General features: G+C 69.9%; 17 protein-coding genes. 4 read left to right on the plus strand and 13 right to left on the minus strand.

The window, feature by feature from the left end:
- The first annotated feature begins 105 nt into the window (after nt 1–105).
- Entirely contained in the window at nt 106–1,080 is a 975-nt protein-coding gene (locus ABD830_RS17490; RefSeq protein WP_344988303.1) for a LacI family DNA-binding transcriptional regulator, read from the plus strand.
- Here the strand turns inward: ABD830_RS17490 and ABD830_RS17495 are convergent.
- The 12 genes from ABD830_RS17495 to ABD830_RS17550 all read right to left on the minus strand — a co-directional run bounded on the left by ABD830_RS17495 (nt 1,077) and on the right by ABD830_RS17550 (nt 14,590).
- The gene (locus tag ABD830_RS17495) at nt 1,077–2,516 is read right to left on the minus strand and encodes an FGGY-family carbohydrate kinase (protein WP_344988305.1); all 1,440 of its coding nucleotides are present in this window, start codon (nt 2,514–2,516) and stop codon (nt 1,077–1,079) included. The genes ABD830_RS17490 and ABD830_RS17495 overlap by 4 nt on opposite strands.
- Nucleotides 2,516–3,499 carry a substrate-binding domain-containing protein gene (locus ABD830_RS17500; RefSeq protein WP_344988307.1) on the minus strand — a complete coding sequence of 328 codons (984 nt, stop codon included), beginning with the start codon at nt 3,497–3,499 and terminating at the stop codon, nt 2,516–2,518. The genes ABD830_RS17495 and ABD830_RS17500 overlap by 1 nt, the downstream gene beginning before the upstream one ends.
- A complete protein-coding gene (locus ABD830_RS17505) occupies nt 3,496–4,551 on the minus strand; it encodes an ABC transporter permease (RefSeq protein ID WP_344988309.1) in 1,056 nt (351 codons plus the stop codon). Before ABD830_RS17505 ends, ABD830_RS17500 begins: the two co-directional genes overlap by 4 nt.
- Nucleotides 4,548–6,053: a sugar ABC transporter ATP-binding protein gene (locus tag ABD830_RS17510; RefSeq protein WP_344988310.1), complete on the minus strand. Its 1,506-nt coding sequence runs from the start codon at nt 6,051–6,053 to the stop codon at nt 4,548–4,550. Before ABD830_RS17510 ends, ABD830_RS17505 begins: the two co-directional genes overlap by 4 nt.
- Nucleotides 6,050–7,033: a DUF2961 domain-containing protein gene (locus tag ABD830_RS17515; protein WP_344988311.1), complete on the minus strand. Its 984-nt coding sequence runs from the start codon at nt 7,031–7,033 to the stop codon at nt 6,050–6,052. Before ABD830_RS17515 ends, ABD830_RS17510 begins: the two co-directional genes overlap by 4 nt.
- Nucleotides 7,023–8,438, minus strand: a complete 1,416-nt coding sequence (locus ABD830_RS17520; RefSeq protein WP_344988312.1) for an L-fucose/L-arabinose isomerase family protein — start codon at nt 8,436–8,438, stop codon at nt 7,023–7,025. Before ABD830_RS17520 ends, ABD830_RS17515 begins: the two co-directional genes overlap by 11 nt.
- Nucleotides 8,439–8,597: 159 nt before the next feature.
- Nucleotides 8,598–9,608, minus strand: a complete 1,011-nt coding sequence (locus ABD830_RS17525; protein ID WP_344988313.1) for a LacI family DNA-binding transcriptional regulator — start codon at nt 9,606–9,608, stop codon at nt 8,598–8,600.
- A 51-nt stretch (nt 9,609–9,659) separates the two neighbouring features.
- Nucleotides 9,660–10,739 carry a glycoside hydrolase family 172 protein gene (locus tag ABD830_RS17530; RefSeq protein ID WP_344988314.1) on the minus strand — a complete coding sequence of 360 codons (1,080 nt, stop codon included), beginning with the start codon at nt 10,737–10,739 and terminating at the stop codon, nt 9,660–9,662.
- Nucleotides 10,740–10,746: 7 nt separating this feature from the next.
- Nucleotides 10,747–11,544 (minus strand): carbohydrate ABC transporter permease, encoded by a 798-nt coding sequence (locus ABD830_RS17535; protein ID WP_344988315.1) that lies wholly within the window; start codon nt 11,542–11,544, stop codon nt 10,747–10,749.
- A complete protein-coding gene (locus ABD830_RS17540) occupies nt 11,534–12,463 on the minus strand; it encodes a carbohydrate ABC transporter permease (protein WP_344988316.1) in 930 nt (309 codons plus the stop codon). Before ABD830_RS17540 ends, ABD830_RS17535 begins: the two co-directional genes overlap by 11 nt.
- Nucleotides 12,447–13,796 (minus strand): ABC transporter substrate-binding protein, encoded by a 1,350-nt coding sequence (locus tag ABD830_RS17545; RefSeq protein ID WP_344988317.1) that lies wholly within the window; start codon nt 13,794–13,796, stop codon nt 12,447–12,449. Before ABD830_RS17545 ends, ABD830_RS17540 begins: the two co-directional genes overlap by 17 nt.
- Before the next feature lie 80 nt (nt 13,797–13,876).
- Nucleotides 13,877–14,590: a hypothetical protein gene (locus ABD830_RS17550; protein ID WP_344988318.1), complete on the minus strand. Its 714-nt coding sequence runs from the start codon at nt 14,588–14,590 to the stop codon at nt 13,877–13,879.
- A 565-nt stretch (nt 14,591–15,155) separates the two neighbouring features.
- Here ABD830_RS17550 and ABD830_RS17555 point away from each other — a divergent pair.
- Complete coding sequence (locus ABD830_RS17555; RefSeq protein ID WP_344988720.1) at nt 15,156–15,794, plus strand: PP2C family protein-serine/threonine phosphatase; 639 nt, start codon at nt 15,156–15,158, stop codon at nt 15,792–15,794.
- The gene (locus tag ABD830_RS17560; protein WP_344988319.1) at nt 15,791–16,873 is read left to right on the plus strand and encodes a cobalamin B12-binding domain-containing protein; all 1,083 of its coding nucleotides are present in this window, start codon (nt 15,791–15,793) and stop codon (nt 16,871–16,873) included. Before ABD830_RS17555 ends, ABD830_RS17560 begins: the two co-directional genes overlap by 4 nt.
- A gap of 6 nt (nt 16,874–16,879) precedes the next feature.
- On the opposite strand, the gene ABD830_RS17565 is transcribed toward ABD830_RS17560, so the two are convergent.
- Nucleotides 16,880–17,548: a GntR family transcriptional regulator gene (locus tag ABD830_RS17565; RefSeq protein WP_344988321.1), complete on the minus strand. Its 669-nt coding sequence runs from the start codon at nt 17,546–17,548 to the stop codon at nt 16,880–16,882.
- Between the two features lie 107 nt (nt 17,549–17,655).
- Between ABD830_RS17565 and ABD830_RS17570 the strand changes: the two genes are divergently transcribed.
- Nucleotides 17,656–18,714: a sugar ABC transporter substrate-binding protein gene (locus ABD830_RS17570; protein WP_344988323.1), complete on the plus strand. Its 1,059-nt coding sequence runs from the start codon at nt 17,656–17,658 to the stop codon at nt 18,712–18,714.
- Nucleotides 18,715–18,742: the final 28 nt, after the last annotated feature.

An 18,742-nucleotide genomic window follows, 5' to 3' on the forward strand; every position in this document is an offset into this window, starting at 1 on the left:
GTTGAAGTATGATCTTGGACGGAAAGCGATTCCTGGACCAGGACCTCTACCCAGATCCGCGCGAGGCTGGGGCACGGGGCTCCGCGATGGTAGAAACTTGGAGCGATGCCCACTATCTACGACGTCGCCCGGGAGGCCGGCGTGTCGGCCGCCACCGTCTCCCGCGTGCTCAACGGCGCCCAGACCGTCGACCCCGACATGGTCGCGCGGGTGCTCACCGCCGTCCGCGAGCTCGGTTACCGTCCCAACGCCGTGGCGCGTAACCTGCGGCGCAGCCGCACGACGCTCTGGGCGGTGATCATCTCCGACATCGGCAACCCGTTCTTCACCGCCATGGTCCGCGGCATCGAGGACGTCGCCCAGCAGGAGGGCTACTCGGTCGTCCTGTGCAACAGCGACGAGGACCCGGCCAAGGAGGAGACGTACGTCGCGGCGGCGCTGAGCGAGCAGATGGCCGGTGTGATCATCTCCTCGTCAGGGAGCGTCAAGGCGGCCAAGACCCTGATCGAATCGCCCATCCCGGTCGTCGCCGTCGACCGGGAGCTGCCCCGCGGCAGCGTCGACACGGTGATGGTCGACAACGAGGCGGGCGCGCGCACGGCCGTGGAGCACCTGCTCGCGGCCGGATACCGGCGGATCGCGTGCATCACGGGGCCCGAGGGCGTGAGCACCGCCGACCTGCGCCTGCGCGGCTACACCGCCGCCCTGTCCGCGCCTCCCGTGATCGTCCGCACGGACTTCCGCGAGCAGGGCGGTTACGACGCCATGGCCGCACTGCTGTCCTCTCCCGAGCCTCCCGACGCGGTGTTCGTGGCCAACAACCTCATGACGGTGGGCGCGCTGCGGTGCCTGAAGGAGCGCGGGGTGGACGTGCCCGGGGAGATGGGGCTGGTGGGCTTCGACGAGGTCCCGTGGGCCGACCTGGTGCGTCCCTCGCCCACGACGGTGGCGCAGCCGACGTACGAGCTGGGCCGGATGGCCGCCCGCCTCCTGGTCGACCGCATCGCGACCCCGGCCGCCAAGCCCGCCACCATCGTGCTGCCCGCCGAGCTCCATCCCCGCCAGAGCAGCTCCCGTTAACGCCCCGCGAGCTCGTGGGCGATGTGGGCCGTCGACTCGTACAGGTCGCGGTAGAGCTCGTACAGGCGTCCGTAGTCCTCGGCGGCGGCGGGGTCGGGCTCCACGACGGAATCCACCGGGTTCCAGCCCTCGCATGAGACGCCGCAGGCCTGGGCGGCCAGCATGGCGTCGCCGAAGGCGGCGCCGACCGTGTGGGTGGGCAGGACCTGCTCCTGCTGCAGCACGTCCGACACGATCCGCGTCCACAGCCCGCCGCGCGTCCCGCCGCCCACCGCCACCAGCCGCTTGGCCGATCCGCCCGCCGACCGCATGGCCTCCAGGTTGTGCCGCACCCCGAAGGCGGTCGCCTCCAGCGCGGCACGGTACAGGTGCCCGCGCCCGTGGCGCAGCGTCAGGCCGATCAGGGTCCCGCGCGCGTCCGGGTCGAAGAGCGGTGTCCGCTCCCCCGCGAAGTACGGCAGCATGAGCAGCCCCTCCGCCCCGCGTCCCACGGCGGCGGCCTCGTCCGTGAGCGACGCGTACGAGGCGCCGGTCAGGTCCCGCAGCCACCCGGTGATCGCGCCGGAGGTCGCCATCCCGGCCGCCAGGTTGTACGTCCCGGGCGACACCCCGGCGGTCCCCCACAGCCGCGGCGAGACCGCCCGCGAGGCGAAGACCTCGACCAGGAACATGGTCGTGCCGTACATCAGCATGACATCCCCGGGCGAGGTCACCCCGACGCTCAGCGCCTCGGCCCACGCGTCGATCGTCCCGGCGACCACCGGGATCCCCTCGGGCAGCCCGGTCGCCGCCGCGGCCGGCGCCGTCACCGTGCCGACGACGTCGCCACTCCATGCCAGCGCGGGCAGCTCCACCTCGGGGAAGAGCTCCCAGTCGGTGATCCACTCATGGGCACGGGTGTCGTACAGCGGCGTGCACTGGCTGGCCGCATGGTGGTCGAGCACGTAGGCGCCGGTCAGCCGGTGGACCAGCCACGAGTGCGCCATGAACAGCCGCCGGGTCCGCCCCCACACCTCGGGCTCGTGGGTGCGCAGCCACTCCAGCTTGGGCCCCACCGCCTGGGACGTGAGCGGCGACCCGCACCGCTCCAGGATCGCCGAGGCGCCGTAACGCGAGGTCTGCGCCGCGATCTCGGCGGTGGCGCGGGTGTCCACCCCGTACAGGATCGCGGGCCGCAGCGGCGTGCCGTCCTCCGCGCAGGGCAGCACGACCGGCCCGATGCCGCTCAGCCCGACGGCTGCGATGCCGGGACGGGCGAGTTCCGCCACGATCGCGGCGAAGTCCGCCCACCAGACGTCCTGCGCCGAGTGCTCGAACCAGCCCGGCCGTGGCGTCTCGGTACAGTGCTCCCGTACCGCCGTCGCCACGACCGTGCCGTCGGGCGCCACGAGCACCCCTTTGGAGCTCGAGGTGCCGATGTCGACGCCGAGGAACATCAGTTCTGCCCCGACAGGTCGTACTGCTTGTACAGCTCGGCCGCGTTCTCCTTGGTGACCTGCGTGGTGCCGAGCACCTGCTTCTTCTCGGCCTGCTGGCCGTGCAGGATCTTGTTGACGGTCTCGGCGGCCTCCTTCGCGCCCGTCGGGTAGATGAACGTGGCCGAGAGCTGGCCGAGCTGGACCGCGCGGATGCCGCCGTCGGGGATGGCCAGGCCGTCGATGCCGACGAACTTGATCTTGTCGGCCTTGCCCGCCGCCTGCGCCGCCAGGTACGCGCCCAGCGCCATCGGGTCGTTGTGCCCGTACACGAGGTCGATCTGCTGGTTCTGGGACAGCCACTGCTGCATGATCGGGGTGGCCTGCTCCTTGACCCACTTGCCCTCGCGGTCCGCGATGATCTTGATCTTGGGGTTGGCCGCGATGGCCTCGCGGAAGCCCTTGTCGCGGTCGATCTGCGGCTGGTTGGACATGATGCCGCGCAGCTCGACGATGTTGCCGCCGTTCGGCAGCAGCCTGACCGCCTCCTCTCCCGCCTTCCTGCCGATGAGCACGTTGTCGCCGCCGATGAACGCGGTGTAGCAGTCGGTGTTCACGGTGCGGTCGAGGACGATCACGGGGATCTTCGCGTCGCACGCCTGCTGCACGGCCGCCGTCAGCGGCGCGGGCTCGGTGGGCGAGACGATGAGCGCGTCGACCTTCTGGGTGATGAAGTTCTGGACCTGGGAGACCTGCGTGGCGCTCGACTGCTTGGCGTCGGCGATCGGCAGCAGCTCGATGTCCGGATACTGCTTCAGGAAGTGCTGCAGCTGCAGGTTGAGCTGGGCGCGGTACGGTTCGGCGTTGTTCGACTGCGAGTAGCCGACGACGAACTTCTTCTTCGCGCCGGCGCCGCTGTCCGTGCTCGCCGAAGGCGCGGGGGTCTTGGAGGCGCAGGCGGCGGCCAGGAGCGCGCAGAGCATAAGGGTGATGGTCTTCTTCATGATCGAGACCCTCCTCGGAGAAACTTGAAGAGATCGGGACGCTGCAGGACGACCGCCACTACGACGATCAGTCCCTTGATGACGAGCTGCCAGTTGTCGCTGACCGCGTTGAGGCCGAGCACGTTGTCCAGGAGCGTCAGGATGAGAGCCCCGACGAACGTGCCGGCGATGGTGCCCTTGCCGCCCGCCAGTGACGCCCCGCCGATGACGGCGGCGGCGATGGCGTCCAGCTCGAACGACAGCCCGGCCTGCGGGTCGGCCGAGGCGCTGTAGGCGGCGTCGATCGGCCCGGCGAAGCCGGCGAGCATGCCGGACAGCGTGAAGACCGCGATCGTGACCGCCGTGACGTTGACGCCGGACAGCCGGGCCGCGGTGGCGTTGCCGCCGACGGCGTACACGTGCCGGCCGAACCGGGTCTTCGTCAGGATCAGGTGGAAGACGATGCAGACCACGATGAAGGCCAGCACCGGATAGTAGATGCGATCGAACAGGTTGTGCCCGGGGGTGCCGAACACCTGGAACGCCTCCGCCTGCGGCGTCAGCTTCCCGTCGGGCCCGGCGATCTGGGTGCCGACGCTGACGTTGTCGCTGACCTGCCGGTCCAGGCCGCGTACGACCGACAGCATGGCCAAGGTCATGACGAACGACTGGATGCGCAGCCAGGCGGTGCCGGCGCCGTTCAGGAACCCGAACAGGGCGCCCACCGCCATGCAGATCGGCACGATCTGCCACGGGTCCAGCGAGAACTTGGCCAGCATCATCGCGGCCGTCATCGACCCGATGCCCAGCAGCGAGCCGACCGACAGGTCGATGCCGCCGGTCAGGATCACCAGCGTGACGCCGACGGCCAGGATGCCGCGGGAGGCGAAGGCGCCGATGGCGTTGGTGAGGTTCGTCTCGTTCAGGAACATCTCGCCCTTGGTGGCGATCCCGACGGCGAGGATCAGCACCAGGCCGATGTACGCCTGCCCGGCGCCGAGGGCGGAGAGCGTGCGCCGCATCCGGCTCTCCCCCGGTGCCTTGACGGGCGGCGCGGTTTTCACGGTTGTCATACGGTCACCTTTTGTCTGGCCATGGCGGCCTCGAGAATGGCCTCCTGTGTGGTCTGACCTCTGCGGAACTCGGCGGTGACGCGGCCCTCGCAGAGCACGAGGATCCGGTCGCACATGGCGAGCAGTTCGGGCAGCTCGGACGAGGCCACGAGGACGCCCTTGCCCTCGGCCGCCAGCGACGACATGAGGGCGTGGATCTCCGCCTTGGCCCCCACGTCGATGCCGCGCGTGGGCTCGTCCATGAGGATCAGCGACGGCTCGGTCAGCAGCCACTTGGCCAGCACGACCTTCTGCTGGTTGCCGCCGGAGAGATTGCCGACGGTGAAGCGGGTGCCGGGGGCCTTGACGCGCAGCTCGCGCACCTGCCGTTCGACGGCCGCGTTCTCGCGCTTGGCGTCCACGACGCCAAGCCGCAGGAAGCGCTTGAGCGAGGGCAGGCTGGCGTTGAAGCCGATCGTGTTGCCGAGCACCAGGCTCTGCGCCTTGCGGTCCTCGGCGACCAGCGCGACGCCGCGCCTGATCGCTGCCTTCGGGCTCTTCGGCCGGTAGGGCCGCCCGCCCAGGGTCATCTCGCCCTGGGCCGGCTTGCTGACACCGAAGATCGATTCCAGCAGCTCGCTGCGGCCGGCGCCCATGAGGCCGGCGACGCCGACGATCTCTCCCGCCCGTACGGACAGGGAGATGTCATGCAGCGGGGTGCGGCCCGAACCGGACTCGCCGGGCACCGACAGCCCCTCGACCTTCAGCAGCTCCTCACCTGTGGAGCCGCCGTCGGCGCGGGGGAACATCTCCCCGAGGGGACGGCCGACCATCATCTGGATGAGCTCGTCCCGGTTGATGCCGTTGCGCTCGCCGATGTACTGGCCGTCGCGCATCACGACGACTCGGTCGGCGATCTCCTCCAGCTCCTCCAGCCGGTGCGAGATGTAGATGACGGCCACGCCGCGCCCGGTCAGGTCGCGGATGACCTCGTACAGCCGGTGCACCTCCGCGTCGGCCAGGGCCGAGGTGGGCTCGTCCATGACCAGGACGCGGACGTTCTGCGACAGGGCCTTGGCCACCTCGATGAGCTGGCGTTCGGCGATCTTGCACTGCTTGATGAGCGTGCGCGGCGACAGGTCGAGCCCGAGGCCGCGCAGCAGCTCGGCGGTGCGCGACTCCGTGGTCTTGCGGTCGAGGAGCGCACGTTCCTGGCCGAGGAAGATGTTGTCCGCGATGGTCAGCTCGGGCACCAGGTTGAGCTCCTGGTGGATCATGGCGATCCCGTGCCGCCGCGCGTCCTTGGGCGAGTGGATGTGGACGAGCTCGCCGCCGACCTCGATCTCGCCCTCGTAGTCCTTGAACACCCCGGCCAGGATGTTCATCAGCGTGGACTTGCCGGCGCCGTTCTCCCCGAGCAGGGCCACCACCTCGCCCTCCGCCACGGTGAGCGAGACCCCGTCCAGGGCCCGCACGCCGGGGAAGGACTTGCCGATGGCCCGCATCGTCAGCACTGTCGTCACCGCAGACTCCAAGCCGTGTAGGAGGCCGCCGACCAGGGGCTCTTCGGGGTGAGCTGCACGGTGATCTCGCGCTGCCCGCGGGTGACGCCCGCCGGGATCTGGTAGACGTCCTCGAGCCACCTGCGGGTCCGGTTGCCCAGCGGCTGCACCCAGTCAGGCAGCCTGTGCCCGTTGACGGTGACCTCGGCGTGCTGTCCCGCCACGCTCTGGTCGCCGGTACGGCGCAGCTCGACGCCCTGGTTGCTCCGGTCGATCCGCAGTTTGAAGGTGACCGGGGCCTGGGTGACGCGGTGGGTGGCCTTGAGCGTCAGGGGGTTCCTGAAGTCGCCTTCGAAGGCCGAGTCCAGCGTCTCGACCTCGCCCTGGCCGGTGTAGCCGTGCTGCTGCTCGCCGGCCTGGTCGCCGACCGTCAACGAGTCCGTCTGGGCCGTGGCGGCCTGGTCGGCGCCGTACCAGTAGGCGGTGGAGGAGTAGACGCCCTCGACGTCGTTCGTCCAGCCGTGCTCGATGTCGAACGTGAGCGAGCTCCCGAACGGCACCGCGTCGCCGATCATCAGCCGGTACGCGCCCGTGCAGTCGTCGTCGGCCGGGCAGCCGGTCGCGGGGGCCAGGTGCGCGGTGTTGCCGTGGAACGGGGTGCTGAAGGTCTCGCGGTTGAAGTACCAGCCCGCCTGGTAGAAGTCCTCGGTGCCGGTGCCGTGGATCTGCGGGGTACGCGAGCCGTCCACGAAGACGCGCTCGTCACCCTCCAGGTAGTTGCGGGTGGTCGGGCCGCGCATGGTGTGGCTGATCCCCACGAACTTGCCCTGCGTGCCGGAGACCCGCAGGAACGGCCAGCTCTTGCCGGGGCTGGTGCCGCCGACGCGGGACTGCGTACGGAAGTAACCGACATTTCCTGATGTGGTGCGCTGGGCCGACGTGACCGCCGCCAGGCCCCCGACGACCAGGGCGGCCGTCGCCAGAATCGCGCTAAGCCGCATCGCCGAACCCCTCGAACTCGACACCCAGCTGCTTGCAGACCGCTTCGAGCTCGGCCACGTAGTCGCCGGGGACCGCGTGGATGTGGTTGGAGCCGAACCGGCCGAGGAACTCGGTGGCCGGCACGTGCAGCCTGGTGAACGCGTGCGGCCACTCGAACGTGGACTGCCGGGCCATCGCCTCGTTGGTGGCGTCGTCGTACAGCTCGAAGTCGCCGCGCATCACGTGCATGCGGTAATTGCCGTCCCTGCGCGTCAGGCGGGCGAAGGTGGCGGCGCCGGGGGCGGCGAGGTGGTGCACGCTGGCGCCGCCCGCCGGGAAGAAGAACACCTCGGGGTAGAAGTGCGTCTTGGCGAGGTTCTCCTCGGGGTCGTCGGACCGTGCCGCGTACCAGGTGGCGTGCTGCCCCGAGTTGCACAGATCCCAGACGTCCTTGTCCGCGTGATAGTGGCGGACGTCGGCGAAGAGCACGGGGTCGCCGCTCAGCAGCTTCAGGATCTGCATCGTCAGGGCGCCGTCCATGTCGGCCTCGGTGGCGCAGACGTGGGTGTCCTTCGGGCCCTCCCAGTCGTACGGGTCGTTGAGGAAGGCCTCGGCGATGTCCATCGTGCAGAAGTGCGTGGTCAGCTCGGGCTGGCCCTTGATGCCGGAGAAGTCCAGGTTCCACTCGTCGATGAGCTCGCGCATCGCGTAGTACGTGCGGATCTGGCGTTCGAGCAGGTCAGGGGTGAGCTGCTTGCCGTCGTAGTGGACGTTGCCCTTGGCCTCGAGCCATTCGCGGGCTGCCTTGACGCGGGTCTGCGACGCGTTCTCGCTGCGGCGGACGATCTCCCACTGGTCGATCTCCTCGACGTCCACGCCGAACGTGCGCATCCACTGGTCGGTGTTGGCGACGGCGGTGTTCATGCCCATGGGCCGGCCGCCGATCCTGCCGAACGTCGAGCCGCGCAGCCCTCTGACGGCCTGCGCGGCGCGTACCTCGGTCAGCACGCGCTCCCTGACGGCGGGGTCGTCGATGTCGCCCCAGGCCCTCGCGTGCAGCCGCCCGATCTGGTCCAGGGCGCCGCCGCCGGCGAGCATGCCGACCATGCCGGGCTGCACCGGGTCGATGTTCGCCATGAGCAGCAGCGGCCCGGGGGTGGACTCGGCCGCCAGCATGGTGAAGTGCGGGAAGGCCCAGACGGCGTAGTTGAAGATCGTGAGGTCCGGCCTGCGGTCGGCCAGCCACCGGGCCTGCGACGTGGCCAGCTCGTTGGTCCACACGATCTCCGGGGCCACGATCACCTCGTGGCCCTCCTTGCGCAGCGCCTCTGCGAGCGCGGTGGTCGCGTTGGTGATGTGCTCCACGAGATCGCGGGCGACGTAGTCGCGCCCGTCCGAGATGCTCAGCACTCCGATACGTGCCACGGGATATGTCCTCCATAGTCAGAAATCGATTGCTCAGAAATCGATTTCCACTCAAGCTAAGTCTCGGTCTGCGGACCGTCAATCCCGCTTCACATCACAGAATCACAACGGTGAACCGATTTCCTGCAGCTCAGCTGCTCGGCGCGACGCGGGCGGCGGTCAATGGGGGCGGCGCGGCCGGGAGCTCTCGCGGGGGTGGAGCTCCGTCTGCAACACCATCCGGACAGCCGGCCGGGCCGGGTTCTCGATCCGGTCCGCCAGCAGCTGCGCCGCCGCCCGCCCCAGCTCGTACGTGGGCTGCCGCACCGTGCTCAGCCCCGGCCGGAACAGCCGGGCCCAGGGGATGTCGTCGAACCCGATCACCGCCACCCGCTCGGGGATCGGCACCCCGCGCTCCGTCAGGCACTCCACCGCCCCTACCGTCATCAGGTTGTTGGCGGCGAACACCGCGTCCATCTCCACGCCCTCGTTCAGCAGCGCGGCCATGGCCGAACAGCCGCCCTCCTCACGGAAGTCCGCGTGCCGCACCAGGGCACGGTCCAGCGGCACCCCGAAGGCGCGCAGTGCCCGGTGGTAGCCGCGCAGCCGCTGCATGGCCGTCGACATGCGCCGCGGCCCCGTGATGCAGGCGATGCGCCGGTAGCCGGACGACAGCAGGTGCGTGGTGGCCAGCTCCGCGCCCTTCTCGTTGTCCACCAGCACCGCGTCCACCTCGGTCTCGGCCAGCTCGCGGTCGATGGTGACCACGGCGGTCCCGGCCGCGACCAGGGCGCTGATGTCCGTGGAGTCGTCGGCCGGGGAGATGATCACGCCGGCCATGTTGTCGGCCTGCGCCACCGCGATGTACTCGGCCTCCCGTGCCCGGTTCTCGTCCGTGTTGCACAGCACGACCGAGTACCCGAACTGCCGGCCCCCGTCCTCCACCCCCCGTACCAGGGAGGTGAAGAACGGGTTGCCGACGTCGGAGACGAGCACCGCCCACAGCGTCGTCTGCCTGCGCCGGAGATTGCGCGCCACCCCGTTCGGCCGGTAGCCGAGCTCGCGTACGGCGGCGAGCACACGGGCGGCCAGCTCCGGGTTGACCGTGGAGCGGCCGTTGAGCACGCGGGAGACCGTCGCGGCGGAGACCCCGGCATGCCGCGCGACGTCCTGGATCTTGACCAATCTCATCCCATTTCAGCGAAAGCGGCGCAGACACGGACCCATGCCCTGGGAAATCGATTACACGGGCGGGAACGGCAGCCGCTCCTCCACCGGCGCGAGCCCGAACGGCTTGTGCGGCAGCGTCTGGTACCAGTACGCGACCGACGAGAAGTCGTCGGAGCGCTTGTTCGCGTGGCCGTGCTCGATCGTCACCCTGATGGACTCGGTGAAGGTGATCGGGTCCTCGACGTGGAAGCGGTAGAGGGAGATCTCGCCGCTCCAGTTGTCCCCGCCCGGCATGGTGATGCCGTGGTACGGCGCGTGGTACGTCTGCGTCGGACACCAGGCGGTGTTGAAGTAGTCCTCGGTGCCGGTGCCGTGCAGGGAGGGCGGGAACGGCTCCCCGTCGATGAAGATCATGTCGTCGCCCTCGCCGTACCAGTTCCAGTCGCTGGTCTCGCGCAGGTTGCGGATGTTGAGCACGCAGCCCACGAAGTGGCCGCGCCCCTCGGCGTCGAGGATGACGTAGTTGCCGTCGCCCGTGTCGTTGATGCCCTCGACCTGGAACTCACGGTTGCTCTGCGTGCCCTGCGGGACCCCGTCGGTGGGCCGCTCGCGCCGCCACTGCGCGTGGAAGTAGCCGAGGTCGTCGGCGGCGGAGTCGAACAGCTCGTAGTCGATGTAGTAGTAGAAGAAGACCGGCTCGGCCGACAGCTCGCTGATCAGCTCCACCTTCGCCCGACTCGCGAACGGCATGTGGAACCACGAGTTGAAGCTCTTGCCGTCCTGCGGGCTCATCTGCAGCGGCGCGGAGACGAAGTTCGCCGTCTTGGCGTGGCCCATGCCGAAGAAGTCGCCGAGCGGCACCAGCACGCTCGGGTGCTCCTGATCGTCCCAGGTGATCTTCAGGACGAGCCTGCGCAGGTAGTCGACGTCGACCGCGTCCGGCACGTCCTTCAGCGGCAGCGCCACCGTGCACCAGATGTGGTTGATCGAGCCGGGGCCCTCGATGTCGGCCAGGGTCACGGTGGTGCCCGCCTGGACCGTCAGCCGGTCCTCGTTCCCGCCCGTACGGTCGTAGCTCGAGACCCGCTTGCGCTTGGACGCCCGCAGGCGGGGCAGGTCGCGCAGGCTGCTGCCGTGATTTCCGTAGGTCATATGTCACTCACTTCAGTCCGGAGGTCTTGATCGCCTCGACCAGGCGGCGCTGGCCGAGCACGAACGCGATCAACGTGGGCACGGCCGCGATCACCGTCGCGGCCAGGACGTAGTTCCAGGCCGAGCCGTACTGGCCTGTGAGGGTGGCGATCCCGACCTGCACCATGCGCAGCTCGGGATCGCGGGTTGCGGTCAGCGGCCAGAGGAACGCGTTCCAGTTGGCCAGGAAGAACAGCACGGCCAGCGAGGCGAGCACGGGCCGGCTGAGCGGCACGATCACCTGCCACCAGCGCCGGAAATATCCGCATCCGTCGAGGTCTGCGGCCTCCTCCAGTTCGCGCGGGATGGTCAGGTAGTACTGCCGGAGCAGGAAGATCCCGAAAGCGTGGAAGATCGCCGGCAGGATCAGCCCCGCGTACGTGTCCAGCAGCCCGAGCTGCCTGGCCACCAGGAACAGCGGCACGAGGATGACCGGCAGCGACACCAGCAGCGTGGAGACGATCATCGAGAAGACCACCTGTCGCCCGGGGAAGCGGAGCCGGGCCAGTGCGTACGCGGCCATCGAGTGGAGCACGAGCGCGACCACCGTGACCGCCGCGGACACGATGAGGCTGTTGAGCATGTACGTGCCGATGGGCACCTCGGTCAGCACGTAGAGCAGGTTGTCCAGGGTCAGCCTGGAGGGCAGCCCCACGTCGAACAGCTCGTCCGCCGGCTTCAGCACCGCCACCAGCAGCCAGACCAGCGGCGCCACCGTGACGGCCGCCAGCGCGTACCCGACGAGGGCGCGCAGCCTAACCGACATCGAACCTGCCTCCCTTCGTGAACCCGAACATCAGCCCCGTGGCCACGATCAGGAACCCGACGACCACCGTGGTCAGCGCCGCCGCGTAGCCGTCGTTGTTGAAGGTGAAGGCCTGTTGGTAGATGTAGAAGACCACGCTGGAGGTGCTGTTGGCCGGGCCGCCCTTGGTCAGCACGTACACGAGGTCGAAGGCCTGCAGCCCGGTCACCGCGCCGACGGTCGAGTTGACCAGCACGAAGAAGCTCGTCGGGCGGAGCAGCGGCCAGACGATATGGCGGAAGCGCTGCCACGAGGTCGCCCCGTCCACGCGCGCCGCCTCCTCGTACTCCTTCGGGATGTCCTTCAGCCCGCCCAGCAGGATCAGCATCTGGTACCCCATGAAGAACCAGATGCTGATCGCCACCAGCGACCCGAGCGCCAGCGCGGGGTTGCCCAGGAAGGACACGTCGCCGAGCCCCACGGGCCGCAGCAGCGCGGGCACCGCACCCTGCTTGTCGGCCAGCAGGAACTGCCAGGCGACGCCGACCACGACGAGGCTGATGACGTGCGGCAGGAAGAACATCGTGCGCACCAGCCCGACGCCGGGGAAGTGGTCGCGGACCAGCAGCGCGAGCCCGAGGCTGACGACGAAGCCGATGGGGACGAAGGTCACCATGTACGTCAGCGTGACCTTGACGCTCTGCCAGAGCTGCGCGTCCTCGACCATCTGCCGGAAGTTGTCCAGGCCCACGTACGTGTAACCGCCGAAGCCGTCCACGCTGAACAGCGACACGCCGACGGCCAGCACCATGGGCAGCCCGACGAAGACGAGCAGGCCCAGCAGGTCGGGGGCCACGAACGCGTACCCGGCCAGCGCCTCCCGTCTGCGACGGGTCCACACCGGCGGCGCGACGCGGGGAGCGTCAGAGCATGGCTGCACCCTTGTAGCCCTTCAGGAAAGTGTCGATCTTGGACGCGGCGTCCGCCGCCGCCTTCGCCGGGTCCACGCCGCCTAGCTGGGTGGCCTGGATGGCGTCCGAGACGGCCTTGTACACCTCGGGCGTGTAGCGGGGCTCGCCCCGCCCGCCCGGCACCACCTGCTCCAGGAAGACCTTGAGCGCGGGCTTGTCGAACGCGCCCGCCGCCTTGGCCGCCTCCTGGACGGACTTGCGGGCGGGCAGGTTCGTCTTGACGACCGTGTTCCACTGCCGGCCACGCTCGACCCCGGCCGCGTCCGTGGCGCCCAGCGCCCAGGCGATGAACTTGCCCGCCGCGTCCGGGTTCGCGCCCTTGGCGTTGGCCACGAACGCCCACCCGCCGATGTCGGTGGTGTACGTGCCGCCGTCGGGAACGGGCAGCGGGAACACGCCGTACTTGAAGTCCTTCTTCTCCGCCTCCAGCTGCGACACCGACCAGATACCGGTCTGCTGCATGGCGACGTACCCGCCGGCGAGGTTCGCCGCCGCGTTGCCCGCGCCGTCGCCCTGCGGCTTGCGCGGCGCGACCTTGCTGTTGATCGCGTCCTGCCAGAGCTTCAGCGCCTGGTGCACGCCGGGCACGTTGAACCCGGCGCCGCCGTTCTCCGGCACGGCCGAGCCGCCCGCCATCCACATGAACGGGTACCAGGTGAAGTTCTGGTAGTAGCCCGGGATGGTCTCGAAGAGGAGGCCGAACTGGTCCTTGGTGGTCAGCTTGGCGGCCACGTCGAGCCACTGGTCCCAGGTCTTGGGGATGTCGCCCTCTGACAGCTTGGCCTTCTCGAAGGCGTCGACGCTGTAGTAGACGGCCAGCGGCTCCTGCTCCATGGGCAGGCCGTAGATCTTGCCGTCCACCTTGCGCGTGTTGAGCACGCCGCCGTCGAAGTCGGCGATCTGGTCGGGCTTGAGGTACGGCGTGAGGTCGGCCAGCACATGACCGTTGTGGTAGCGGAGGAAGTCGCCGGGGCTGAGCAGGAAGATGTCCGGCCCTTGGCCTGCCGAGAAGGCGGTCTGCAGCGCGGTGCCGGCGATGTATTCGGAGACGGGCAGGTAGTGGAGCTTGATCTTGACCTCGTTGTTGGCGTTCCATCCGGCCACGAGATCGGTGAACCACTTGCTCTGCGCGTCGGCCTTCGGGTTGGGGCCGTAGAAGTTCCAGAACGTCAGCTCTTTGGCGTTGCCGGACTTCGCCCCGCCCCCGCAGGAGGACAGCAGCGGTGCCGCCATCGCCGAACCCAGCATGACGGCACCGCCACGCAGCAGCGATCGGCGAGTCACCCTCTCGAAAGCGGACATAGTGCATCCTCCTGATCTGGAGAGAGCTCGGGGGGCGAGCAATCGATTTCCCAGAAATGTAGAAGTCAGCAGGACCCTCGTCAAGAAGTTGCTGCTAACGAGTACGAGATCCAGGAATCGATATCTCCACGAGACCTGATCTTCGAGCGGCGGTCAACGCGTGGCAGGGGGAGCCAGCCGGGGGTGAAAGTTCCTGCAAAGAACCACATGACGTGAGAAAAGTGACGGACCGCACCACGTAGAGTGACGGAGCTGAAGAGAGGGGCCTGAAGCGAGGCACGATCGGGATGGTGTGGGAAGACGCGCCTTACCCGATGCTGGCGATCAATGCCGCCGGCATCATCGAGCAGGCGAACGAGGCGGCTCGCCTGCTGCTCGTCGGCGCGGCCGCCGGCGTACCGCTGGCGCGGGTCGCCCCGGCCTGGCTGTCGCAGGCCCACCGCGAGGTCTGCGTCGGGCTCAGCGCTGACCAGGGGGCCGACCAGCGGACCGACCGCGGGCGCGGGGATCGCGAGGCGGCTCGCGGTCCGGTCGGCCGGTCGGTGTTCGAGGCGCATCCCGTACACGCCGACGGCGATCGTGTCACGTGGTGGCTCGTCGATGCCGACGACCACCAACGGGCCGTCGAGGAGCTGCACGCCGAGCGGGCCTGGACCGCGTTCATGGTCGAGGCGTCCGTCGAACTGCTGTCCTCCCTGAACCTCGAGCGCTGTCTGGAGGCGACCGCGCGCCTGGCCGCCCGGCGGTTCGCCGACGCCGCGCTGGTGGTCATGCCACTGGGCCCGCGCCAGCACGCGATCGTCGTCTGCGATCCGCGGGGTGAGGTGGTCCGCGAGAGCGCATCCATCGACACCCGTACGGTTCCGGGGCTCACGGAGGCGCTGCAGGGCTTTCCCCCGACGCCCACCCGCTGGATCGAGCCGGCCGAGGCCCCCGACTGGGTGCTCCGAGGCAGAGGCGGCGAGGGGGGCGGCGAGGTGGGCTCCGTGGCGGTGACCGCACTGCCCGGCCACGGCCTGCCCGCGGGCGCGCTGGTGCTGCTGCGCCGCACCCGTCAGGCCGGCTTCTCCGACGACGAGCAGGTGTTCGCGCCGCTGTTCACCGCGTGGGCCGGCGCGGCGATCTCCGTCGCCCGGCTGTACTCCGAGCAGGCGGCCATCACCGAAACCCTGATGGCCGGGCTGCTGCCACCCGCGGCGCCACCGCTGGAAGGCGTGGAACTGGCGGCCCGCTACCGCCCCCGCGGGCGACAGCGAGCGGGTCGGCGGCGACTTCTACGATGTGCATCCCGTCGCCGGCTCCGCGCGGGCGCCACTGGTGGTGCTCGGCGACGTATCCGGCAAAGGCCTGGAGGCGGCCGTGCTCACGGGCAAGATCCGCAACATCCTGCGTGCCCTGGCGCCCCTGGCCGACGACCACCATCGCGTGCTGGAACTGCTGAACAGCGTGCTGCTGACCGACTGCGATCCGACCCGCTACGTCACGCTCGTGCTGGCCTCGATCGAGCGGCGCGGGACGCAGGTCGTGTTGCGGCTGACCAGCGCCGGGCACCCTGAGCCGCTGATCGTGCGGAACGACGGCCGCGTGGAGCCGGTCGGCACCGCCGGCACGCTGATCGGCCTGGTGGAGCCCATCACCAGCGTCACCGAGTCGGTGTCGTTGGAACCGGGCGAGACGTGCCTGCTCTACAGCGACGGCATCGTCGAGGCCAGGGGCGGCCCGCTCGGCGATGAGTTCTTCGGCGAGGAGCGGCTGTGCGAGCAGCTCCGGCAGTGCGCCGGCATGCCGCCAGAAGCCCTGGCCGACCGCGTCCAGATGCTGGCGTGCCAGTGGGTGGGCTGTGGCGAGCACGACGACATGGCGGTCGTCGCCATCACCGCGCCCCGCGAGGCGTCGCACGGTGCGGCCGAGCCCCCGGCCGGACCCGCGGCCGGACCCGCGGACGGGCCCGCGGACGGGCCCCCGGCCGGACCCGCGCACGGACAGGGGCTGCCGTGAGATACGACGTCGAGGAACGCGTCGAGACGCTGTGGGCGGCGGCGACGGCCGGCGACGAGTACGCCGCCACCGACGCGGCGCTGGCCGCGCTCGACGCCGGGGTCCCGATGGAGACCCTGCTGCTGGACGTCGTGTGCGCCGTGCAGTCGCGCGTCGGCCAGGAGTGGGCGGCCAACCGCATCACGGTCACCCAGGAGCACACCGCCACGGCCGTCAACGAGCGCGTGCTCGCCGCCCTGGCCCAGCACCCCTCCGTACGGGGGAATCCGGAGCCCAGCAGGGGCCGCGTCACGGTGGCGTGCGTCCACGGCGAGTGGCACGCGTTCCCGGCGCGATTGCTGGCCGAGGTGCTGCGCCTGCGCGGCTGGCACGTCAACTACCTGGGCACGCAGGTGCCCACGCCGCACCTGGTCGCACACCTGCACCGGACGGACCCGGACGCGGCGGCGCTGTCCGGCTCGCTCGCGACCCGGCTGCCCACCGCGCACGCGGCGATCACGTCGTGCCAGGCGGCAGGGACGCCGGTGCTGGCCGGTGGCGCCGCCTTCGGGCCGGACGGCCGCTATGCCCGCCTGCTCGGCGCCGACGCCTGGGCCCCCGACGCGTGTGCCGCCGCCGACCTTCTGGCCGGCGGGCCGTTGCCGCGCAGGCCCGCCTCCGGCCAGGGCGCCGACGGGCCGTCGCAGCGCAGGCCCGCGTCCGACCAGGGCGCCGACGGGCTGCCGCACCTGGCCGGCCACGAGTACGCCGCTCTCACCGGTTCCGCCGGCGACCTGGTGAGACGCGTCGTGGAAGAGCTGATCCGGCGCGTCCCCGAGACGGAGTCGGCCTACGCGGCGCACCAGCTCGGACATCCCGCCGAGGACGTCGCGTACATCGTCGACTTCCTGAGGGCCGCTCTGTACGTCCACGACCCCGAGCTCTTCGCCTCCTACGTGGGCTGGATGGCGGAGATGCTCGCGGCACGCGGCATACCGGCGCGCGTGCTGCTCTCCGTCCTGGACGCACTGGCCGACCGCCTGCCCGGTCTCCCCCACGCCCTCGCCACCCTGGCGCGGGCGCGAACCGTCCTGAGCTGAGCGGCCTCAGTCGAACGCCGTCAGCTGGCGCTCCCGCGCCTCGGTCACGTGTCCCCGCATCGCCGCCTCGGCCGCATCCGGGTCTCCGGCCTCGATGGCCGCGGCGACGCGCTGATGCTCCTCGATCGTCGTGCCGGCGTGGGCGTAGGGGAAGTATCTCCGGTGCAGGTGGAGGTGGACATGCAGGCGCTCGAGGCCGTCACGGAGCAGGGGGTTGCCCGACGCCTCTGCGATGAGGTCGTGGAAGCGGGCGTCGTGAACGGTGAAGGCGGCGTGCCAGCCGCCGGGATCGTCCGGCTCCTGCGCGATCGAGGTGGCGGCCTCCTCGATGATCGCCGCGCGCTGCTCTGAGGTGGCCCGCTCGGCGGCCAGTCGTGCGGCGGCGCACTCCAGCAGCAGCCGCATCTCGAACATGTGGTCGAACTCGGCGCGGGTGAGCAGCGGGCTGACCGTGTAGCCCACCAGGGGGCGCTTGCGGACCAGCCCGTCGGACTCGAGACGGGCCAGGGCCTCGCGGATCGGCGTCTGGGACACGTCGAGCTCGCGGGCCAGCGCGTCGATGTTGACGCGGTCGCCGGGCCGCATGCTGTGCTCGAGGATCCGCGCTCTCAGCACGTCGTAGACGTCGTCGCCGAGCGTCGACCGCCTCAGCCGAATCGGTTCGGTGGGTGCCATCGGGCCCAATCCTCCCACGAACATCAGGTCTTGACGTTCTGACGACCACGGACTATACCTCCATGAAACATCCTATAGGATCTATGAATTCAGCGAGAGGCGCGGCCATGAATGGACGACCACTGGTCAGGCTCGGCGGGCTGGCTGCCGCTCTGATGCTCGCCGCCACCGCCACCGCCGGTTGCACGAGGAAGAGCGACGGCACGGCGACGGCCGGCACCCCTGCCCGGACACCTGACCAGGTCAAGATCGCCCTGGTCCCCGGCGGGGCACACCCCTACTTCCAGCCGTGGAAGGACACGGCCGCCAAGGCGAAGTCCGAGCTGGGAGTCGGCGACGTCACCTTCAACGAGACCTCCGACTGGGACCAGACCAAGCAGAACGACGTGCTGAAGTCCCTCGCCGCGCAGGGCTACAACGCCTTCGGCGTCTTCGGCGTCTCCCCGGAGAACGTCAACGCCACCTTCGAGGATCTCAAACGGCAGGGCTTCCCGGTCGCCTCGCTGGCGTCGTGCCCCGCCGGGGAGGTCGACAAGGCGGACTTCTGCCTGTCCACCGACGTCCAGCTGGCCGCCTACAAGGCGGCGCAGGCCGCGATCAAGGCCATGGGCGGCCAGGGCGACCTCGTGCACCTGACCGGCAACAAGGTCGACTCCAACACCCAGCGTCGCATCGCGGGGGTGCAGAAGGCGGTGGACGAGACCGGCGGGAAGGTCAAGCTCCTGCAGACCGTCACCGACGTGGACAAGGACCTGCAGACGGCGCAGAAGGCCGTCGCCGACCTCCTCGCCGCCAAGGGCGACCGGATCCAGGGCATCGTCAACACCGCCTACAACCCCGCGGTCGCCTCCGCGGAGGGCGTCAAGCGGGCCAAGCTGCCGATCAAGGTCGTCGCGATCGACGACGACAAGACCATCCTGGCCGGCATCGCTGACGGCTCGGTCGCGGCGACCGTGCTGCAGAACCCGGTGGGCCAGGCGTCCGTCGGTTCGTACGCGCTGACCAAGCTCGCGGGCGGCTGCACGATGAAGCAGCCGGGAGTGATCATCGACTCCGGTTCCTTCGTCGTGACCAAGGACGACATCGACACCTACGACACGGACCGGCAGGCGAAGACGGACGAGCTGAAGAAGGCGTTCGACAGCCAGTACCTGTCCTGCAAGTAGTCCACGACCCCCCAGGAGGAGCCTCCCC

It is taken from the genome of Nonomuraea helvata (assembly GCF_039535785.1).
Classification (GTDB): Bacteria; Actinomycetota; Actinomycetes; order Streptosporangiales; family Streptosporangiaceae; genus Nonomuraea; species Nonomuraea helvata.